This is a genomic window from Nocardioides zeae (genome assembly GCF_010686755.1).
In the GTDB taxonomy this organism is placed as follows: Bacteria; Actinomycetota; Actinomycetes; order Propionibacteriales; family Nocardioidaceae; genus Nocardioides; species Nocardioides zeae.
The window spans coordinates 145,623-165,735 of sequence record NZ_JAAGXA010000002.1 but is presented as its reverse complement, the minus strand read 5'-3'; the positions used below and the strand labels follow the sequence as shown (position 1 = coordinate 165,735).

Sequence of the window (20,113 nt, the reverse complement as noted above, 5' to 3'; positions counted from 1 at the left end):
CGACAGTCGGTGGCGCTCGAGGAGGGGAGGGCTCATGGGCTACATCCGGTCGGCCGCCCTGCGCGGGTTCGCCGACGAGGTGAGCGTCCTCGGGGGCGACCCGGCGGCGTACGCCCGCGCCGTCGGCCTGCGCCCCGACGCCCTGCTGGCCGACGACGTGCTCGTGCGCGACGAGGCGGCCGCCCAGCTGCTCGAGCTCGCGGCGCACGACCTGCGGCGGGCGGACCTCGGTCTCCGCATCGCCCGGCGCCAGGACATCACGACCCTCGGCTCGCTGGCCGTGGCCATCCAGCACTCGCCGACGCTCGGCGACGCGCTCGACTGCACGTCGCGCTACCTGTTCGTCCACAACGGCTCCCTCAGCGTCCGGCTCGGCGACGACCCGCGGGGCGAGCGCGGGGTGGCGGGGCTGCACTACGGGCCGGCCGGCGAGGGCCTCGTGCAGGCGACCGACATGGGCCTCGCCTTCGCCCACGGCGTCATCACCTACCTGCACGGCGGGCCGTACGGCCTGCTGGGCGTGGAGCTGCCCTACCGGCCGGCGGCCGAGCCCGCGGCGTACGAGGCGGCCTACGGCGCTCCCGTCACCTTCGAGGCGGCCGGGACCGCGGCCGTGCTGCGGCTCCCGCATGCCCTCGCGGAGCACCGGCTGGCCGGCGTGAACGCCGCGCTGCGCCGTCTCGCGCTCGCGCACCTCGCGACGCAGGCGCCGCTGCCGGGGAGCGGCGGGGGCACGAGCGCCCGGGTGCGCGCCGCCGTGCGCGAGTCGCTCGGCACCGGCAGCGTCGAGATCGCCGCCGTCGCGCGCCTCCTCGCCGTCCACCACCGCACGCTGCAGCGGCGGCTCGAGGCGGAGGGCACGACGTTCGGGGCGCTGGTGGACGAGGTACGGCGCGGCGAGGCCCAGCGCCTCCTCACCGGCACCGACCTGCCTCTGGCCCAGGTGGCGGCCATGGTCGGCTTCGCGGAGCAGTCCGCGCTGTCCCGGGCCGCCCGTCGGTGGTGGGACGCCGCGCCGCGGGCCGTGCGTTCCGGGGCGTCATCGGGGAGGCTGGGCGGGTGAGCACCTCTGCCCCCGTCCCCGCGCCCGACTCCCGGCCCGACCCCACCGTCCTGCCCAGCATCGGCGTCACCGGGGCGACCGGCGTCGTCGGCGGCCTCGTCGCCCACGACCTGGCGGGCCGCGGCGTGCCGCAGCGGCTGCTGGCGCGGACCCCCACCCGCGTGCCCAACCTGCCCGGCGCCGTACCGCTGGCCTGCGACTACGCCGACCCGGACGGCGCGCGCGAGGCGCTCGAGGGCGTCGAGACCCTGTTCATGGTGTCGGCCGCGGAGACGGCCGACCGGGTGGCCGTGCACCGGGCGTTCGTCGACGCGGCGGCCGCCGCCGGGGTGCAGCACGTCGTCTACACCTCCTTCGCCGCGGCCGCGCCCGACTGCACGTTCACGCTCGGCCGCGACCACCACGCCACCGAGGAGCACCTGCGGGCCAGCGGGATGGCCTGGACCTTCCTGCGCGACAACTTCTACCTCGACGTGCTGCCGCTCTTCGCCGGCGACGAGGGCGTGCTCCGGGGCCCCGCGGGCGACGGGCGGGTCGCTGCCGTCGCACGGGCCGACGTCGCGCGCGCCGCGACCGAGGTGCTCCTCGACCCCGTGGCGCACGCGGGCCGCACCTACGAGCTCACCGGGCCCGTCGCCATCACCCTGGCCGAGGCCGCGGCCGTGATCACCGAGGTGACCGGACGCCCGACGTCCTTCCACGACGAGACGATCGAGGAGGCCTACGCCTCGCGCCGGCGGTGGGAGGCGCCGGACTGGCAGTACGACGCGTGGGTCTCCACCTACACCGCCATCCGGTCCGGCGAGCTCGCCACGGTGAGCGACGACGTCCGCCTGCTCACCGACCGCGAGCCGCTCGACCTCGCGGCGGTGCTGCGGGGGGCGTAGGTCGGTCGCGCCGAGCTGGGGTCCTTGCCGCGTCGTGGGCGCCGAGCCGGGACCGGGACCGGGACCGAGGCCGGTCAGTCCAGGCCGCCGGCGTACTGCACGTGCACCACCAGCAGCCCACCGCTCGACTGCGAGTGGATGCTCACCGCGGCCGGGTCGAGGAACCGCCAGCCCTGCCGGTCGCGGCTGAGCGACCCGTAGCGGTCGTCCGGCGTCAGCCCCATGGCGGCGGCCAGCTCGGACGGCGTGTCGTCGCCGGCCGGGTCGATCGCCACCTCGCGCCAGCACCCGCCGGAGGCGCACGCTGTTTCCTCGCGGACGATGGTGGCGCCGTCCGGGAGGTCGGGCGTGCGCCACCCCGGTGGCACCAAGCCCTCGCTCGCGAAAGCCCAGAGGTAGGCGCCCACCGCGAGGTGCAGGCCGGCGACCAGCGAGGTCAGCACGGCCCCGCCCAGCAACCACGGCTTCCACCACGGCTCGCTCGACGGTCGAGCCCCCGCTCTCGTCATGGCGGGAGCGTACGCCGCTGTCAGCCCAGCGCGACCAGCTCGTCGACCAGGTTCTGGAAGCTGCCGGGGGAGTCCGGGTTGGTCGCGGTGCTGCCGGCGACGCCGGCGGCATGCGAGGTCCACGGGTGCACCTCGTCGTCCGGCACCCGCACGCTGGCCGTTGCGCCGTCCGCGGTCTGGAGGAGGAAGCCTTGGGGGAGCGGATTGACGAGGACCGGGCCCTCCGCACCGTCGTCGGCGGGAGCGGACGCGACGATCAGGACGCAGGTGCCGACGGGTGCGGCGCGGTCGAGCTCCTCGAGGGTCTCCGCCCCCCACGGCGAGGTCGTGGTCGGCGGGGTGACGGGGATGCGCCGGTGGAGCCGCACCTGGACCTCCGTGCGTTGGGCCTCGTCGACGACCTCGGTGGCGTGCAGGACCTCGACCACCAGGATCGCCGAGCGTGTCGAGCGGCCGTCGGTCTCGGATGTCGGGCCCGAACGCCAAGCCGTCACACGGCCGGCCACCGCTACGTCGGCGACCGTCGCGACGGCCTCGGTCAAGCTGGACAGCGGCTGGTAGTCCAGTGCCACTGCCCCACGGATCGTCTCCGCGTTCACCGCGCGCCCCGTCGGGGCGCACTCCGTGTCGTTGGTGGTGGGGTCGCCGGTGGCAGCGGTCGAGGATGCGGCTGAGTCGTCCGACGTCGAGTTGCAGCCCCCCAGCAGGGCGGCGAGGCCCAGGATCGTGACCAGGAGTCTCCGGTTCATGCCCGGGAGACGGGTCGGGCGCATCCGGGGGTTCCGGGTCCGCACCGCGCTTCGTGAAACTCGGCGCGTACGCCGCGCCGTACGTCCCGGCTCGGCGCGTTTCGCCCCGCCCACCGCGCCCGTGTGAGGCTGAGGGCGTGACCGAGCTCGACACCGCCACCCCGCCCGACCGCCCCGCCCTCGACCACTCCGCCCTCGACCTCCCCGCCATGCCCGACGGGCTGCGGCTCGCGGTCGTCGACATGGACGGCACGCTCCTCGACGGCGACGGCGAGGTGCCGGACACGCTGTGGCCGCTCCTCGACCGGCTGGCCGCGGCGGGGGTGGCGTTCGCGCCGGCGAGCGGTCGGCAGTACGCCACCCTGCGCCGCATGTTCGACCGCGCCGCTGACGGCATGGTCTTCATCGCCGAGAACGGGGCCTACGTCGTGCGGGACGACGCGGAGGTGTCGTCGACGGCGATCGAGCCCGCCGTGGTCGCCGACCTCGTCCGCACGCTCCGCGAGGTGGTCGCCGACCGCGACGCCGGGGTGGTGCTGTGCGGCAAGCGGGCGGCGTACGTCGAGCGTGACGACCCGGCCTTCCTCGCGGAGGTGGACCGGTACTACGCGGCGCGCGAGCTCGTCGACGACCTCGGCGCGGTCGACGACGAGATCGTCAAGGTCGCCATCAACGACGCGCACGACCCGCAGGTCGTCGCCGACGCGCTCGCCGGGTTCGTCGGCGACCACCAGGTCGTCGTCTCGGGCACCAAGTGGGCGGACGTCATGGTCGCCGGTGTGCACAAGGGTGCTGCGGTGCAGCGCCTGCAGGAGGCGCTCGGCGTCACGCGGGCGCAGACCGCGGCGTTCGGCGACTACCTCAACGACCTCGAGATGCTCGACGAGGCGGCCGCCTCCTTCGCGATGGCGGGGGCCCACCCGACGGTCAAGGAGCGCGCGGCCCACCTCGCGCCGGCGCACACCGAGGCCGGTGTCGTCACGGTGCTGGCGGCGTTGCTCGACCGTCTGGGCTGACCCCCGGGCCGGCTCGACCCGCCCCGCCGGCTGGCCCCCGGGTGCATGCTGGCCCCCATGAGCGAGCAGCCGGACGTGCACGAGGTGGACCTCATCGTGGTCGGGACGGGTCCGGGCGGCGAGGCGCTCGCCGGCGGAGCGGCGCGCGCCGGGCTCGACGTCGTGGCCGTCGAGAAGCACCTGGTGGGCGGCGAGTGCCCCTACTACGGCTGCATCCCCTCGAAGATGATGCTCCGCGCGGCCGATGCCCTCGCCGAGGCCCACCGCGCGTCCGAGCTGGCCGGTGACGTCGTCGTGACGCCCTCGTGGGCGCCGGTCGCGCGCCGCATCTCGGAGGAGGCCACCGCCGGTTGGGACGACACGGCGGCCGTGCAGCGCCTCGAGGACGCCGGCGGCCGGCTGGCCCGCGGCGCCGGGCGGCTCGACGGCCTGCGCCGCGTGGTCGTCACCGCCGACGACGGCTCCACCACGACGTACGTCGCTCGGCGCGGCGTCGTGCTCAACCCCGGCACCCGTCCGGCCCTGCCCCCGGTCGAGGGCCTCGCGGACGTGCCCGTCTGGACCAACCGCGACGCCGTGCGGGCCACCGAGGTGCCGGGGCGGCTGATCGTGCTCGGCGGCGGTCCGATCGGCGTCGAGCTGGCCCAGGTCTTCGCGCGCTTCGGCGCGCAGGTCACCGTCGTGCAGCACGGGGACCGGATCCTCGCGGGCGACGAGCCGGAGGCGGCGGCGATCCTCACCGACGCGCTGGTGGCGGACGGGATCCGCGTGCTCACGGGCGTCGAGGCCGAGCACGCGTCGTACGCCGACGGCCAGGTCACCCTCCGCCTCGACACGGGGGAGGAGGTGCGCGGCGACCGCCTGCTCGTGGCGGCGGGCCGCACGCCCAACCTCGACGACCTCGGGCTGGAGACCGTCGGCCTCGATCCGTCGGCGCGGGTGCTCGACGTCGACGACCGGCTGCGGGCGCTCGACGCCGACGGCGAGGAGGTCGACGGGCTGTGGGTCATCGGCGACGTGACGGGCCAGGGGGCGTTCACGCACGTGTCGATGTACCAGTCCGCGATCGCGCTGGCCGACGTGCTGGCTGACGGGACGGGGGAGGAGGGGCGGAGGGCCCGGTACGACGCCCTCCCGCACACCACGTTCACCGACCCGGAGGTCGCCGCGGCGGGGCTCACGGAGGCCGGGGCGCGCGACGCCGGCCTGCGGGTACGGGTCGGGTCGACGCCGCTGGAGCAGTCGTCCCGCGGGTTCACCCACGGCCCGGGCGCGACGGGCATCGTCAAGGTCGTCGAGGACGCCGACCGGGGCGTGCTCGTCGGCGCGACCGTCGTCGGCCCCGCCGGCGGCGAGATCCAGGGCTTCCTCACCCTCGCCGTGCACGCCGCCGTCCCGGTGGCGGAGCTGCGCGGGATGATCTACGCCTACCCCACGTTCAACCGCGCCATCGAGAGCGCGCTGGCCGACCTGCACGAGTGACCCGCCCCACGCGTCCCGCACCCATCCGGGTGGGGTACCCGTGTCGAACCCGCCCGGGTGTCGGTGCCGCCTGCAAGACTCCACGTCGCGCGCCTCGAGAAGGAGAGCCGGTTGATCGAGTTCCGTTCGGTCCGCAAGGAGTACGCCGACGGCACGGTCGCCGTCGGTGACCTGAGCCTCGTCGTACCCGAGCGCAGCACCACGGTGCTGCTCGGGTCGTCCGGCTGCGGCAAGACGACCCTGCTGCGGATGGTCAACCGCATGGTCGACCCGACGTCCGGCACCGTCCTCGTCGACGGCCGCGACGTGAAGGAGCAGGACCGCGTGCGGCTGCGGCGCTCGATCGGTTACGTGCTGCAGGCCGGCGGTCTCATGCCCCACCGCAGCGTGCTCGACAACGTCGCCACGGTGCCGCGGCTCGAGGGCGCGACCCGCCGCGCCGCCCACGCCCGGGCCGCGGAGCTGCTCGAGGTCGTCGGGCTCGACCCGGCGCTCGGGCGGAGATATCCCGGTCAGCTCTCCGGCGGCCAGCAGCAGCGGGTCGGCGTGGCCCGTGCCCTCGGTGCGGACCCCGACGTGCTGCTCATGGACGAGCCGTTCGGGGCCGTGGACCCCATCGTGCGTGCCGACCTGCAGGCCGAGCTGCGCCGGCTGCAGGCCGAGCTCGGCAAGACCGTGCTCTTCGTGACCCACGACGTCGACGAGGCGCTGCGGCTCGGCGACGAGGTCGTGGTGCTCCGCTCCGGCGGGGTGGTCGCGCAGCAGGGCACGCCCGCCGAGCTCGTGGCCGCGCCCGCGGACGACTTCGTGGCGGACTTCCTCGGCCTGCGCAGCCGCCAGCGGCAGCTGAGCGTGCGGGAGCAGGACGGGCGACGCCTCGTGGTCGACGCCGACGGCCGGCCGGTCGGCGTGCTCGAGGGGTCGCTCGAGGGGTCGCTCGAGGGGTCGCTCGAGGGGTCGCTCGAGGGGTCGCTCGAGGGGTCGCTCGAGGGGTCGCTCGAGGGGGAGGTCCCCGGCGCGTGAAGTGGCTGTCGCAGAACTACCCGCAGGTCGTCGACCTCTTCCTCACCCACCTGGCGCTCAGCGTGCCGGCCATCGTCGCGAGCCTCCTCATCGCCGTGCCGCTGGGCTGGTCGGCGCAGCACGGCCGCGGGCTGCGCGGGCCGGTGCTGGTGGGGGTCGGCCTGCTCTACGCGATCCCCTCGCTGCCCCTCTTCATCATCGTGCCGGTGCTCATCGGCACGCCGTTGCGCTCGTCGTCGACGATGATCGTGGTGCTGACGGTGTACGGCGTCGCCGTGCTCGTGCGCTCCGCCGCTGACGCGTTCGCGTCGGTCCCGGCGGCGACCCTCGACGCCGCTGCCGCGGTCGGGCACACGCGGTGGTCGTCGTTCTGGCGCGTCGAGCTGCCGCTCGCCGGACCGGTCCTGCTCGCCGGCGTGCGGGTCATCACCGTGAGCACCGTCAGCCTGGTGAGCGTCGGTGCCGTGATCGGCATCCAGAGCCTCGGCACGCTGTTCACGGACGGGTTCCAGCGTGGCATCCGGTTCGAGGTGCTCACGGGGATCGTGCTCATCGTCGCGCTCGCGGTGCTGCTCGACGGGCTCGTCGTCCTGGCCGGGCGGTTGCTCATGCCGTGGACGCGCCGGTCCGCCGGGATCCGCGGTTCCCGTCGGCGCGGTGGGCCCGGTCGGCGCGGGGATAGCGGTCGGGTGCTCGCGGAGCCGCAGCTCGCCGGCGCGGCCCAGCCCGAGGGAGCCTCCCGGTGAACCTCTTCCTCGACGCGTGGCGCTGGCTCGCGACCGGCAGCAACTGGACCGGTGATGGCGGCGCCGCGACCCGCCTCGTCGAGCACCTGCTCGTCTCCGGGCTCGTGGTCGGGATCGCCGCGATCATCGCCGTACCGCTCGGGGTGCTCGTCGGCCACACCGGCCGCGGGCGCACCGCCGTCGTGCTCGCTGCGAGCGCGGCGCGCGCGGTCCCCACCCTCGGGCTCCTCACCCTGGTCGCCCTCGCCACCGGCATCGGCCTCACCGGGCCCGTCGTCGCGCTCGTCGTGCTCGCCGTCCCGTCGTTGCTGGCCGGCGCCTACGCGGGTGTCGAGTCCGTCGACCGCGTCACGATCGACGCCGCCCGCGCCGTGGGCATGACGGAGGCGCAGGTCGTGCGCCGCGTCGAGCTGCCGCTCGCGGCTCCGCTGCTGGTCGGCGGCCTGCGCAGCGCGACGCTGCAGGTCGTCGCCACGTCGACGCTGGCGGCGTACACCGCCGACGTCGGCCTCGGCCGGCTCCTCTTCGCGGGCTTGAAGGCGCGGGAGTACGACGTGATGCTCGCCTCCGCGCTCCTCGTCGTCGCCCTCGCGCTCGTGCTGGAGGGCCTCCTCGCCCTCCTGCAGCGCCTCGTCACCCCGCGCACCGCCGCCCCTGCGGAGCACGCGCGACCCGCGCGGAATGCCCACCCGAGCTCCACCGTTGCCGAGAAGAGCCCCACCGAGAGGACGTCATGACCCCCACCCTGCGCCGCCGCCTGAGCGCGGCCCTCGCCCTCGTCCCCGCCCTCGCGCTCGCCTCGGCGTGCGGCGGCGGGGACGGCGACTCCGACCCGCTGTCCGCCGGAGGCGGTGACGGCGACACGATCGTCGTCGGGTCCCAGGACTACTACTCCAACGAGATCATCGCCGAGATCTACGCGCAGGCGCTGGAGGACGGCGGCTACGACGTCGCCCGCGACTTCCGCAACGGGCAGCGCGAGACCTACCTCCCCGAGATCGAGGAGGGCAACATCGACCTGTTCCCCGAGTACACCGGCCCCGTGCTGCAGTACTGGGAGCCCGACACCGAGGCCCGCCTCGCCGACGACGTCTACGCCGCGCTCGAGGAGGCCGTGCCCGACGGTCTCCGCGTGCTCGACCAGTCCGACGCGACCGACCAGGACGCCTACGTGGTGACCCGGGAGTTCTCGGAGGAGTACGGCGTGACCTCCGCCGCCGACCTCGCCGACGTCCCCGTGCCGCTCACCCTCGGCGCGAACTCCGAGGCCGAGAGCCGTCCCAACGGCCCGCAGGGGCTGTCGGGCACCTACGGCGTCGACGTGGACTTCGCCCCCATCGAGGACGGCGGCGGCCCCCTCACCGTGCAGGCGCTCAAGGACGACGACATCCAGATCGCGATCATCTACACCGCGACGCCGTCGATCGCGCAGGAGGACCTCGTCGTGCTCGACGACCCCGAGGGCCTCTTCCTCGCGTCGAACGTCGTGCCGCTCGCCAGTGACAACGTCGACGACGAGGCCGCCGCGATCATCAACGAGGTCAACGCGAAGCTGACGGCCGACGGCCTGCGCGAGCTCAACGTGCAGAGCGTCGAGGACCAGTCGCCCGCCTCCACGATCGCCAAGGAGTGGCTCGAGGAGCAGGGCCTGGTCTGACGTGCCGTCCCGGACTCGTCTCGGGTCCGGGCCTCGTCCATCGACGGGGTGGGGCCGCCCGCATGCCGGGTGGCTCCACCTCGTTCGTCGTTCCGGGGTCGCTCACGTCCGCCTCGTGAAGCGGAGCTTGCCGGTGCCGAGCCTCTCGACGAGGTAGAGCGGGTCGTGGATCTGGTGGTGGTGCTGGTCGCAGAGGAGGCAGCCGTCGTTCACGGTGGTGTGGCCGCCTTGTGACCATGCGGTGAGGTGGTGGGCGTGGGCCTGGTGGGGTGGCCGGTTGCAGCCTTCGGCGACGCAGCCGCCGTCCCGGGTGGCCATGGCGAGGCGCATGGCTCTGGTGTGGAAGCGGGTGGTGCGGCCGAGGTCGAGGACCTCACTCTGGGTGCCGAGCACCGCGGGGATGATCCCTGCTTCGCAGGCGAGGCGTCGGGCTTCGGATGCGCTGATCGTGGTGCCGGTGTCGAGGGACGCTGAGGCGAGGCCGCCTTGCAGGGACTCCAGCGTCATCGTGACGACGACGGTCGCGCCCATGCCGCCGGTGGCGGGGAGGTCCTTGTGGTCGAGCATCTCCAGGAGCTGTTGGAAGGCCCGTCCGTAGCGCTCCGGTGTGGGCCGTCCGGTGACGAACCGCTGGTCGGGGTCCTCGTTGGTGTTGAGGTGCTTTGGTGCGGCGTAGGCGTCGAGGGCTTTGCGGAGCATCGCGCCGTGCAGCTCGGGCAGGACGAAGCGGCCCCACACGCGACCTAGGCCGTCGGAGACCATGCTGAGCCGTGAAGCGGCGCGGGCCTCGCGCTCCTCACGCTCGAGGAGGGCTGCGTCGTGTGCTTCGCCGATCTCGGGGGCGATGACGGTGAGGATCTTCTTCCCCAGCGCTCGCAGGGCCTTCGCGTCGTGGTCGGTGGCGTACCCGACCAGCACCTCTTCTGCCCGCAGTGCTACCTCGGCCGGCAGGTCTTCGGGTAGGGCGTCGAGGGCCTTGACGATGACGTCGGCCTGCTCGAGGTCCACGACGCCGGTCAGGCAGCCGGGGCCGAGGTGGGTCCGGTACCGCCCCGTCTCCTCGACGACGGCGGCCCCGACGCGCGCGAACCGGTAGGCATCGCGACGCGTCGCAGCGGTCGCGTTCGCCAACCACACCGCCGCGGTCGAGGCACCGTTCTCCCGGTACAGCTCGACGTCCTCGGCGTGCTGCACCAACACCGCCACCAGCGCCGACGCCCGTGCGACCAGCCGGTGCGCATCGACGAGCGCGATACCGGTCTGCGGGGCACCCAACCACCCCAGCCCGGTACGCCCGTCGGTGTCCAGCACCGCCGTCGCTGTCCGGATCGCCTCCAACATCGGATGCCCCACATCCACCGCACCCGCACCCGCAGCAGTGCCGACGCCCGGCACCGCCCACCCAGGCTCGGGCTCCGCGACGGGCTCAGCCGCGTCGTACCGACCCTCCCGGTCCACGATCCGGCACCCCAGCGTCGCCTCCTCAGGCCACTCGCCCGTGGTGAAGGCGTGCTCCAACCAGTCCGGGACCGGTTCGTCGACCAGGAAATCGGCAGGGGGCTCCGGCACCGGTGGCTCGAAGCCATCGGCGTCACCAGAAGAGCTGACCCCCGTCATGGCCACCACTCAACCCGCACCCACCGACAGTCCTGCGAGACGTAGGACGAGTCGCCGTACCGGGCTGTGGACGACGTCGCGCTGGGGCCGCGTCTCGGCGGTCGTCGACGGCTTCCCCAGCTCGGTCCGGGTCGCCGCCAGCGCTGGTGCGGAGCGTGGGGGCCAAGACTGTGCGGCTGGTGCGGGCTGGGCCGGGTCGGGGATGCCCCAGTCGCACATTTCGTGTGGCGGTGCGGCCTGGGTCGGCCTGGCTTCGCTCAGAGGTTACGCCGCACCGTTCGACCAATCTCGACGTCCCTACCGCGCCGTGCAAGCCAACTCGACGCGCACGCCGCGCCGTTCGACCAAGCTCGACGCCCGAGCCGCGCCCTCAGTGCGGGACGGGGCAACCCCCGGCGGGGCGGGCGGGGAAGGTGCCGAGGTCGGCGAGGTCGAAGCCGCCGGGATAGCTGCGGATCCGCGGCATGTCCCGCGCGAGCTTCGGCCGTCGCCGCGGGGGCAGGGCCCGCAGCGCGCGCGCCCGGGCACGCAGCGCCGTGCGGGCACCGTGGCGCACGAGGCGTCCGGGGTCGTCGTAGCCCAGCGCCTCCCGCAGGGGCTCGTCGAGCATCCCGAGCACGAACAGCCGCACGCCGCCGGCGAAGGGGCGTGGGTAGAACGTCGTCGCCAGCTCGACGAGCGCGTCCGCCACGCGCCGGGAGCCGGGGGAGGGGGCGAAGTGCTCCGCCTCGTAGGAGTCCATGAGGTCGGCGAACTCGTCGTACGTCGCGGGCACGTCGCGGATCGCCATGTGGCGCCCGAGGGCGCGGTAGTAGTTGACGCTCGCCCGCAGCTCGACGTCGGAGAGCGGGCGGCGGCCGAAGTCGTCGATCCAGCGCTTGGGCACGACGACGAACGTCGACAGCACGTAGCGCATGTCGTCGTTGCTGATGTCGTAGGCGCGGTGCATCTGGTTGATCCGCCGCACCGCCGTGCGGCCCTCCGGGCTCTCGAAGCCGTGGACCAGGGGCGCGTCCAGCAGGAGCACGGTGTCGTCGTACCGCTGCTGGCGGCGGTCGGTGAACTCGCCCGTGGCGTCGAGCAGCTCGCCGATGCTGGGCACGGCGTAGGTGCGGAAGAGCGCGAAGCTCAGCGACTGCACCATGTCCCACCAGAACTCGTGCTGGCTCAGGTCGCGGTAGATCTCGACGTACGCCGTCTCGGGATCCATCGTGTCGTGCCGGCGCTGCCAGTAGTCCGTCGCCATGACGCCTCGCTCCTCTCCACCCCCGTGTCCATAAGTCAGGTTATGGCACGGGGGCGGAGAGGGGAAGGGCTCAGATGCGGCGGAAGAGGGCGGCGAGGGCCTGGCCGCCGCCGATGCACATGGTGACGATGCCGAGCTCCTTGTCGGAGCGGTGGAGCTCCTTGGCCACGCGCAGCGACAGGATCGCGCCGGTGGCGCCGACGGGGTGCCCGAGCGCGATGGCGCCGCCGTAGGGGTTGACCTTCTCGGGGTCGAGGCCGGCGTCGCGGATGACGGCGACGGCCTGGGCGGCGAAGGCCTCGTTGCACTCGACGACGTCGATGTCGCCGGGGGTGGTGCCGGTCTTGGCGAACAGGGCCTTGAGTGCGAGCACGGGGGCGTAGCCCATGAGCTCGGGCTCCATCGCGCCGGTGGTGACGGCCTCGAGGGTCACCAGTCCGGTCAGGCCCCGCTCGGCCACGGCCCGCTCGGAGGCCAGCACGACGGCGGCGGCGCCGTCGTTGATCCCGGAGGCGTTGCCGGCGGTGACGGTGCCGTCCTTGGCGAACGCCGGGCGCAGCCCGGCGAGGGTCTCCAGGGTGGTGGCGGGCTTGGGGTGCTCGTCGGTCTCGACGGTGAACGGCTTGCGGCCGCCGACCTCGACGGCCGTGATCTCCTCGGCGAACGCGGCCTTCGCGGCGTCGGTCGCGGCGCGGCGCTGGGACTCGCACGCGAACTCGTCCTGCTCGGCGCGGGAGACGCCGTACTTGGCGGCCACGTTCTCCGCGGTCACACCCATGTGGATGCCGCCGAACGGGTCGGTCAGCATCATCACGGTGCCGTCGACCAGCTCGCGGCTGCCGAGCTTGTAGCCGTTGCGGGCACCGAAGTCGTAGAACGGCATCCGGGTCATCGACTCGTCACCACCGGCGAGGGTGAGGTCGAGGTCGTTCCAGCGCATCTCCATCGCGGCCGACCAGATGGCCTGCAGGCCCGAGCCGCAGAGCCGGTTGACGGTGTAGGCCGGGACGTTCTTCGGCAGGCCCGCGGTGACCGCGACCCGACGCGCGTTGTAGGCGTCCGGGCCGACCTGGCCGATGCAGCCCATCACCACTTCCTGCACGTCGGCGCCGTCCACGCCGGCCCGAGCCAGCGCGGCGGTCGTCGCCTGTGCCCCGAGCTCGTGGGCGGGGACGTCCTTGAACACACCGCCGAAGCTGCCGACCGGGGTGCGCGCACCGTCGACGAGGACGATCTTCTGGGAATCAATGCTCATGGATCAGAGGATAGGGTCACTGCCCGTTCTGGCTGGCGTCGCGGTCGTCGAGCGCGATCTCGAGGCTCACCGGGTCGGCGGCCCCGCTGCGCGCGGTGACGGCGAGGTCGACCGGGCCGGCCTCGGTGGTCTGCGTGCAGTAGACGCGGATCCCCAGCTCGAGGTCGAGGTCGTCGAGGCAGGTCACCTCCCCGGTGCTGCCCTCGTCGGTCAGCTCCTGCGCCACCAGGGGTGTCAGCTGGGTCGTCGTCAGGTAGGTGCGGACCGGGTCGACGCGGAACTCCACCTCGGTGCCGTCGACGGCCGAGACGACGACGTCGGCGTCCTGGGTGCGGTCCTCGAGCACGTAGGTGCACGTCGTGCGGGCGTCCACCTCCGGCTCGAGGCCACCGCACGAGATCGGCGAGGGCGGGGTGGTCGTCGACCGGCCGACCTGCTCCGCCACGGCGTCCGCGACCTGGGTCGGGGTGAAGTCGGGGACCTCGTCGCTGCACCCCGCGAGCAGGGCGAGCCCCGCCAGTGCCGTGACCGTCCCCGCGACCCGTCGACGCATCAGCTCCCTCTCCAGCGACCCTCCCCGGGCGCCTTCCGGGGCCGACCCTCTCACGCGCGGGCGTGCTCCGTGACGACGACACCGGAGCCGTACGGCGTGGCTCGCGTCAGTCGGAGGTGGCGCGGCGCGTACGGCCCGGCGAACAGGCTGGGCCCCTCGCCGAGGACGAGCGGGTTGACCTTGAGCACGAGGTGGTCGATCTCGTCGGCGAGGGCGGCGGCGAGCACCCCGCCCCCGCAGAGCCAGATCCCGCTGCCGTCCTCCTCCTTGAGCCGCCGTACGACGCGGACCGGGTCCTCGTCGGTGACCGTGACGCCCGGCGCGGCGTCGGCCTGCGTGCGCGAGCGCGAGAAGACGACCTGGCGCAGGTGCGGGTACGGGTCGCGGGTGTGGGCGAAGCCCGCGGCGTACGTGTTCCACCCCATGAGCACCGTGTCAAAGCGCGCGCGGTCGGCCGCGAGGCCGAGGGCTGCGAGCGCGGCGCCGGGCAGGGTGTCGCGGTAGTCGCGGAGGATCATCGCGATGTGGTCGCCCTCGACGGGGAACGCGGAGTAGTCGTCGTCGGGGCCGGCGATCCGGCCGTCGAGCGAGACGGCGACGTAGTAGGTGAGCGCGCGCACGGGGACCTCCGAGATGTACGACGGATGTAGTGGTCCGAGGCAAACTACTACATCTGTCGTGGTTGGGCTAGGCTGCGGCCGTGGCACGGAACGAGGAGCGACGCGCCCGGCTCGCCGACGCGGCGATCGGGGTGCTGGCCGAGGAGGGGTCGCGCGGCCTCACCCACCGCGCGGTCGACCGCCGGGCCGACGAACCGGCGGGCACGACGTCCAACTACTTCCGCTCGCGGGCCGACCTGCTCGCCGGCGTCGTCGCGCGGATCGGGGAGCGGATCGCGCCCGACCCCGCCGTGGTGGCCCGGCTGCGCGCGGAGCCGCCCGACCACGCGTCCTACGCCGCGCACCTGCGCTACGTGGTCGCACGCATGACGGCCTCGCGGGAGGTCGCCCTGGCGTGGTTCGAGATGCGTCTGGAGGCCGCGCGTCGGCCCGAGGTGGCGGCGCTCATGGGCGCCACCCTGGCCGCCGGGTTCGCGGCCGACGTGGCCTACAACGCGGCGGCCGGACTGCCCGGCGGGGCCGCCGAGATCGCGCTGCTCCACTACGCCGTGGACGGGCTGCTGCTCGACCGGCTCACGGTGTCGGTCGACTCCGCGACCTCCACCGACGCCGTGGTCGACGCGCTGGTGGCGGGGCTGCTGCCGGGGGCGTGACGCGGATGTTCACGCACTCGTCGCCACCCGGTCGAGCATCGGTGGGGGAGCGGGTGCGACCGTCGGCCTAGCCTGCGCCGGTGCTGTCCCCCGCCATGATCGCGCGCGGCGTGCTCGGCTCGTCGCTCGTGCTCGTGGGGGGCTTCGTCGTCTCGACCATCCCGCGCTCCGCGCCGGTCCTGCAGCTGGAGCTGCTCGCCGACGCCCGCGCCACGACCGCGGGCCGCATGCTCGGTCTCGCCCTCGTGATGCTCGGCCTCGGCCTCCTGGGGGCGGCGTGGCTCTCGCTGTGCCGGGCGGTGGCCCGGGACGGCACGGACCCCGCCGACGCGGTCGACCGCGTCCGCTACTGCACGCTCCTCTGGTGCGCGCCCCTGCTGCTCGCGCCCCCGCTGTTCAGCCGCGACGGCTGGTCCTACGCGGCGCAGGGCACGATGACGAACGTCGACGCGTCGCCGTACCTCTACGGGCCGAACGTGCTCGGCGGCCCCGTCGTCGAGGCGGTCGACCCGCGGTGGATGGGCACGGTGACGCCGTACGGCCCGCTGCCCCTCGCGATCGGCGACCTCGCCGCGACCGTGACGGGCAACCCCTGGGTGCTCGTCGTCATCCACCGCCTCGCGGCGCTGGCCGGCCTGGCCCTGCTGGCGTGGGCCGTGCCCCGGATGGCCGGCTGGTCAGGGGTGAACCCGGCGCTCGCGACCGCCATCGTCTGCGCCTCCCCGCTCATGCTCGCGAACGGTGCCGGCGGGCTGCACAACGACCTCACCATGGTGGGGCTGATGGCCGCGGCCCTCGTCGTGGCCGCCGAGCGGTCGTGGGTGCTCGGGGCGGTGCTGGGCGGCCTCGCCGCGGCCGTCAAGGCCCCCGGCGGCCTCGTCTGCATCGCCGTCGCGCTCGTGAGCCTGCCCCTCGCCGCGACGCTGGTGCAGCGGCTGCGGCGTCTCGCCGCGGTCGCGACGGTCTCGGTCGCCTGCCTCGTCGCGCTCGGCCTCGCCTGGGGGGTCGGCCTGGGCTGGATCGAGGCGTTGACGGTGCCCGGCACCGTCAACACGCCCCTGTCGCTGCCCACGGTCGTGGGTGGCGCGCTCGACGACGTCGCCACGCTCACCGGGCTCGGCACCCCGCCGGCGACGTTCCTCGAGATCACCCGCCTCGTCGGCAACGTCGCGGCGATCGCCGTCGCGGCCTGGGTGGCGCTGCGCTGGCCGACAGGCCGGAAGGAACGGGCCGTCGCCGCGGTCGCCGCCGTCATGGGCGCGATGGTGCTCCTCAGTCCCGTGGTGCACCTCTGGTACTTCCTCTGGGTCGTCCCCTTCCTCGCCCCGCTCCGCCTCCACCGCCTCGGCGCGCTCGGCGTGCTCTTCGTGTCGGTCGTCGCGGGTGTCGTGGCGCCCCTCGACTCCTCGCTGCACGGGGCCTACCTCGCGATCGTCATGGGGTCGATGATCGCGACGGGCACCGTGGCGCTCCTCTTCGCCACGTCCCGCTCCCGCGCCCGCGTCGAGCGCATCGTCGCGCCGCCGTCCTGGCTCGCGCCCGCGGAGCGCTCGCCCGCGTCCTGACCTGTCCGCCCGATCCCCTGCGCCGACCCACGATCTCCACCAAGATCCTGCTCAGGTCCCGCTCGGCCGCGCCGATGACGGGGGAGCTGCGACGACGCTCGGGCCGGAGGGGGACATGGACGCTGGCGCTGGGGTGCTCCTCGTCGTCGAGGACCCGGACGACCCTCGCGGGGCCCGGGTCGCGGTGTCCCGCGGCGCGGTCCCGGCCGGTCTGCGCGAGCGGCTCCTCGACGCTGCCGTCGTACGGCGCGTGCCCGCCGACCTCCCCGACGGGGGCTCGGTGGTGGAGGTGCCGGGGCTCGCGGCGTACGCGCTCCTCTGGGCGGAGGACAGCGCGGGTGCGGACGACCGCGGCGCCGCCGAGCAGGTGCGGCAGGCGACCGCGGCCCGGGCGGCCGTCCGTGCGGCGGTCGCGGCGGAGGACCCGGGTGCCGTGCTCGCCGCCTCCGAGAGTGAGCTCCTCCGGGCGCTGGGGGCGAGCGCGGTCAAGACCCGGATCTACGAGGGGGTCCCCGGGACGGACGCGCTCCACGCGATCCCCTCCCGCCTGCCCCCGGTGCCCGACGCCCTGCAGCCGACCTTCCGGCGGATCATGGAGGCCTGCTGGCGCACGCAGGAGACCTGGTCGCTCGCGGCCGACGACCTCGACCGCGTCGAGGAGCTCGCCGACGACCGCTACGCCCACCTGCTGCTCGGCGGCTGGATCGTCGACCTGGCGCGGATCGGGCTCTCCCGGGCGCTGCTGGCGCCCGTCGGGGCCGGCGAGACCTGCCTGGGGGTGTTCGGGGTGTTCCGCGGTGCGGAGGACCCGCCGTGGTCGGACGCGGAGCGCGCGACGGCGCTCGACCTCGGCCACGACCTCGGCCAGGTCGTGCTCGCGGCCCGCGCCCGGCACCTCGAGCGCCGGGCGGCCGACGAGCTGCGCCGGCTGGAGCAGTACCGCGGGCGCATGATCACGACGCTCGCCCACGAGCTGCGGACACCGCTCACCACCATCTCGGCGGCGCTCGACCTCATGCCGGAGCCCGCCGAGGGCGACCTCGACGCGGCCGCCTACATCCGCCGGGGTGTCGACCTCATGGGCAGCACCATCGACAACCTGCTCGTCGTCACCCAGGCGCAGTCACCGCGGGCGGCGGTGTCCACGCCGTGCGACGTGGCGACCGCCGCCCGGTGGGCCGTCGAGGCGGTGGCGGTCACCGCCGCCGCGAAGTCCATCGCCCTCGGGCTCGACGTCCCAGACGACGCACCGCTCGCGCTCGCCGACCCGACGGACCTCGGCCACGTGCTCTCCAACCTCGTCGGCAACGCCGTGAAGTACACGCCGCACGGCGGCACGGTGCGCGTCGCGGTCGTCGCCGACGCCGATCACGTGCGGATCGAGGTGCACGACACCGGCATCGGCATCAGCGACACCGACCAGCGCCACCTGTTCACCGAGTTCTTCCGCTCCACCAACCCCGCCGCGCTCGAGCAGTCCGGGTCGGGACTCGGGCTGACGATCGTGCGGAGGCTGGTGGAGCGGCTCGGTGGCCGGGTCGAGGTCGCCTCCGAGCTCGGCCGCGGCTCGTGCTTCAGCGTCGAGCTGCCCCGCGCGTGACGCGGGCCCGACCCACGGCGTACGCGAGGGCGGCGGCCGCGAGGATGCCGACCACCGGCGGGATGCCGATGCCCAGGTGGTCGGAGCCCCAGGCCAGCGCGCTGGCCACGACGTAGCAGCCGAGCACCGGGAGGTCGACCCGCGGCAGCGCGGCACCCTCCGGCATGCCCGCCCGCCAGCGGCCGAGGTAGTCGCCGATGATGACCCCGCCGAGCGGCGGCACGAAGATCCCGAGCAGCACCAGGTAGTCGACCAGGTGCTCGTGCACGCCCAGCAGCGCCAGCGCGGTGCCGATCACCGAGCCGCCGACGACGAACGGGATCTTGCTCGGCTTGTCGAACATGGCGGCGCCAGCGACGCCGAAGGCGTAGGCCGTGTCCGCGTTCGACTTCCACAGGTTGCCGAAGAGCAGGAAGAGCCCCCAACCGACGAGCCCGAGCTGGTACAGCACGAGCACGAAGTCGCCCTCGCCGAACGTCATCGCCCCGACCGCGCCGAAGAAGATCATGAGGCCGTTGCCGATGAGGAAGCCGATGCAGCAGGCGAGCACGGCGTGCCGGCCGCGACGCGCGAAGCGGGTCCAGTTCGGGGTCTGCGTGCCCGCGGACACGAAGGTGCCGACCACGGTCGTCACGGCGACGGCGAGCGTCATCGTGCCGCCCGGCTCGACGTCGGCCAGGCCGCCCCAGCCGCCGACCTCGTCGAGCGAGCGCTGCAGCACCCACAGCGCCAGCACGAGGATGAGCGGCGTGGAGACCAGCGAGACCCAGTACATGCCGCGGTAGCCGTAGCAGGCCGTCAGGCACATGAGCGCGCTGGCGAGGACCATGACGGTCGCCTCGGCGGCGTAGGACTCCCACCCGAACGCCTGGGCGGTGAGCGCGCCGACGGTGCCGATGATGACGCCGTACCAGCCCACCTGCGTGCCGCCGAGCAGCAAGGAGGCGAAGCGCGAGCCCGAGGTGCCCAGCACGTAGCGCGCCATCACGACGGTGGTGAGGCCGGTGCGGGCGCCGATCCAGCCGAGCACGGCGACGTACGCGCCCAGGATCACGGACCCCAGGAGGATGACGCCGAGGAGGCCGTCGAGCCGGAACGCGTTGCCGAGCGCGGCGCCGGCGAGCATCGTCGGCGTGAAGACGGTGAACCCGAGCAGCACGACCGCCAGCGAGAAGAACGACTTGCGGGCGTGGAGCGGGACCGGCGTGACGGGGTAGTCGGGGTCGACGACCGGTGCGGCGGCGTCCGTGCCCTCCTCGAGCCCGGCGCTCACGCCTCCTCGCCGATGTCCTCGGCCCACACCTCGGGGCGCTCGCGCATCATGCGCTCCATCAGCTCGCGGCACTCGTCGTCGTCGACGACGTCGACGGTGATGCCGTGGGAGCGCAGCCAGTCCTCGGAGGCCTGGAAGCTCCGGTTCTCGCCGACGACGATCCGCGGGATGCCGTAGAGCACCGCCGTGCCGGCGCACATGTAGCAGGGGGAGAGGGTCGTGTAGAGCACGCTCTCGCGGTAGACGCGAGCAGGCTGGCGACCCGCGTTCTCGAGGCAGTCGGTCTCGCCGTGGCGGATCGCGCTGCCCAGCTGCACCCGGCGGTTGCGTCCGGTGGCGAGCAGCTCGCCGCGGTGCACGAGCGCCGCGCCGATGGGCACACCGCCCTCCTCCCAGCCGGTGCGGGCTTCCGCGATCGCGTGCTTCAGGAACTGCCGGTCGTCGTCCACGGTCCACCTCGTCCTCTGCGTGCCGGGCCGTCCCGCCCGGTCGGGGCTTGTGATGCAGCACACATGCTGGTGGGATGGGGCGCCGTACCCCAAGGGACGGAGCGTCACCCCTGCAGGGTGGCATGGTGGACGGTCTGTCCGGTCGATCCA

The 20,113-nt window shown here is 74.2% G+C and carries 19 protein-coding genes and 1 pseudogene; 11 read left to right on the top strand and 9 right to left on the bottom strand.

Annotated elements, in window-relative coordinates:
* The first annotated feature begins 34 nt into the window (after positions 1-34).
* The gene (locus tag G3T38_RS04140; RefSeq protein ID WP_163770824.1) at positions 35-1,063 is read left to right on the top strand and encodes an AraC family transcriptional regulator; all 1,029 of its coding nucleotides are present in this window, start codon (positions 35-37) and stop codon (positions 1,061-1,063) included.
* Entirely contained in the window at positions 1,060-1,950 is an 891-nt protein-coding gene (locus G3T38_RS04135; RefSeq protein ID WP_338037454.1) for an SDR family oxidoreductase, read from the top strand. The genes G3T38_RS04140 and G3T38_RS04135 overlap by 4 nt, the downstream gene beginning before the upstream one ends.
* A gap of 74 nt (positions 1,951-2,024) precedes the next feature.
* Here the strand turns inward: G3T38_RS04135 and G3T38_RS04130 are convergent, their stop codons facing one another.
* Positions 2,025-2,459, bottom strand: a complete 435-nt coding sequence (locus tag G3T38_RS04130) for a hypothetical protein (protein WP_163770823.1) — start codon at positions 2,457-2,459, stop codon at positions 2,025-2,027.
* Between the two features lie 20 nt (positions 2,460-2,479).
* Positions 2,480-3,208 carry a hypothetical protein gene (locus G3T38_RS04125; RefSeq protein WP_163770822.1) on the bottom strand — a complete coding sequence of 243 codons (729 nt, stop codon included), beginning with the start codon at positions 3,206-3,208 and terminating at the stop codon, positions 2,480-2,482.
* Between the two features lie 137 nt (positions 3,209-3,345).
* Here G3T38_RS04125 and G3T38_RS04120 point away from each other — a divergent pair, with 137 nt between their 5' ends.
* The 6 genes and pseudogenes from G3T38_RS04120 (at position 3,346) to G3T38_RS04095 (ending at position 9,132) form a co-directional block, all read left to right on the top strand.
* Positions 3,346-4,224 (top strand): Cof-type HAD-IIB family hydrolase, encoded by an 879-nt coding sequence (locus G3T38_RS04120; RefSeq protein WP_206675777.1) that lies wholly within the window; start codon positions 3,346-3,348, stop codon positions 4,222-4,224.
* Between the two features lie 57 nt (positions 4,225-4,281).
* Entirely contained in the window at positions 4,282-5,706 is a 1,425-nt protein-coding gene (locus G3T38_RS04115) for a dihydrolipoyl dehydrogenase family protein (protein WP_163770821.1), read from the top strand.
* A gap of 111 nt (positions 5,707-5,817) precedes the next feature.
* Positions 5,818-6,615, top strand: a pseudogene (locus tag G3T38_RS04110) (ABC transporter ATP-binding protein); the annotation flags it as partial.
* Positions 6,616-6,725: 110 nt separating this feature from the next.
* The gene (locus G3T38_RS04105; RefSeq protein WP_163770819.1) at positions 6,726-7,475 is read left to right on the top strand and encodes an ABC transporter permease subunit; all 750 of its coding nucleotides are present in this window, start codon (positions 6,726-6,728) and stop codon (positions 7,473-7,475) included.
* A complete protein-coding gene (locus tag G3T38_RS04100) occupies positions 7,472-8,212 on the top strand; it encodes an ABC transporter permease subunit (RefSeq protein WP_163770818.1) in 741 nt (246 codons plus the stop codon). The genes G3T38_RS04105 and G3T38_RS04100 overlap by 4 nt, the downstream gene beginning before the upstream one ends.
* Positions 8,209-9,132: an ABC transporter substrate-binding protein gene (locus G3T38_RS04095; protein WP_163770817.1), complete on the top strand. Its 924-nt coding sequence runs from the start codon at positions 8,209-8,211 to the stop codon at positions 9,130-9,132. The genes G3T38_RS04100 and G3T38_RS04095 overlap by 4 nt, the downstream gene beginning before the upstream one ends.
* 102 nt (positions 9,133-9,234) lie before the next feature.
* On the opposite strand, the gene G3T38_RS04090 is transcribed toward G3T38_RS04095, so the two are convergent.
* The 5 genes from G3T38_RS04090 to G3T38_RS04070 form a co-directional block, all read right to left on the bottom strand.
* A complete protein-coding gene (locus G3T38_RS04090; RefSeq protein ID WP_163770816.1) occupies positions 9,235-10,749 on the bottom strand; it encodes an HNH endonuclease signature motif containing protein in 1,515 nt (504 codons plus the stop codon).
* 370 nt (positions 10,750-11,119) lie between these two features.
* Entirely contained in the window at positions 11,120-11,995 is an 876-nt protein-coding gene (locus tag G3T38_RS04085) for an oxygenase MpaB family protein (protein WP_163770815.1), read from the bottom strand.
* A gap of 70 nt (positions 11,996-12,065) precedes the next feature.
* On the bottom strand, positions 12,066-13,250 hold the full coding sequence (locus tag G3T38_RS04080) for a thiolase family protein (RefSeq protein WP_163770814.1): 1,185 nt from the start codon (positions 13,248-13,250) through the stop codon (positions 12,066-12,068).
* Between the two features lie 16 nt (positions 13,251-13,266).
* On the bottom strand, positions 13,267-13,803 hold the full coding sequence (locus tag G3T38_RS04075; protein ID WP_163770813.1) for a DUF4333 domain-containing protein: 537 nt from the start codon (positions 13,801-13,803) through the stop codon (positions 13,267-13,269).
* 50 nt (positions 13,804-13,853) lie between these two features.
* Complete coding sequence (locus tag G3T38_RS04070; RefSeq protein WP_163770812.1) at positions 13,854-14,423, bottom strand: dihydrofolate reductase family protein; 570 nt, start codon at positions 14,421-14,423, stop codon at positions 13,854-13,856.
* Between the two features lie 80 nt (positions 14,424-14,503).
* Here G3T38_RS04070 and G3T38_RS04065 point away from each other — a divergent pair, with 80 nt between their 5' ends.
* From G3T38_RS04065 to G3T38_RS04055, 3 genes are all read left to right on the top strand, one after another.
* Positions 14,504-15,076 (top strand): TetR/AcrR family transcriptional regulator, encoded by a 573-nt coding sequence (locus G3T38_RS04065; RefSeq protein WP_163770811.1) that lies wholly within the window; start codon positions 14,504-14,506, stop codon positions 15,074-15,076.
* Between the two features lie 80 nt (positions 15,077-15,156).
* A complete protein-coding gene (gene mptB, locus G3T38_RS04060; protein ID WP_163770810.1) occupies positions 15,157-16,641 on the top strand; it encodes a polyprenol phosphomannose-dependent alpha 1,6 mannosyltransferase MptB in 1,485 nt (494 codons plus the stop codon).
* A gap of 115 nt (positions 16,642-16,756) precedes the next feature.
* Entirely contained in the window at positions 16,757-18,241 is a 1,485-nt protein-coding gene (locus G3T38_RS04055) for a sensor histidine kinase (protein WP_163770809.1), read from the top strand.
* Here G3T38_RS04055 and codB read toward each other — a convergent pair.
* Both codB and G3T38_RS22480 read right to left on the bottom strand, forming a co-directional pair.
* Complete coding sequence (gene codB / locus G3T38_RS04050; RefSeq protein WP_163770808.1) at positions 18,216-19,514, bottom strand: cytosine permease; 1,299 nt, start codon at positions 19,512-19,514, stop codon at positions 18,216-18,218. The genes G3T38_RS04055 and codB overlap by 26 nt on opposite strands.
* Positions 19,511-19,963, bottom strand: a complete 453-nt coding sequence (locus G3T38_RS22480) for a deaminase (protein WP_163770807.1) — start codon at positions 19,961-19,963, stop codon at positions 19,511-19,513. The genes codB and G3T38_RS22480 overlap by 4 nt, the downstream gene beginning before the upstream one ends.
* Between the last annotated feature and the right edge of the window lie 150 nt (positions 19,964-20,113).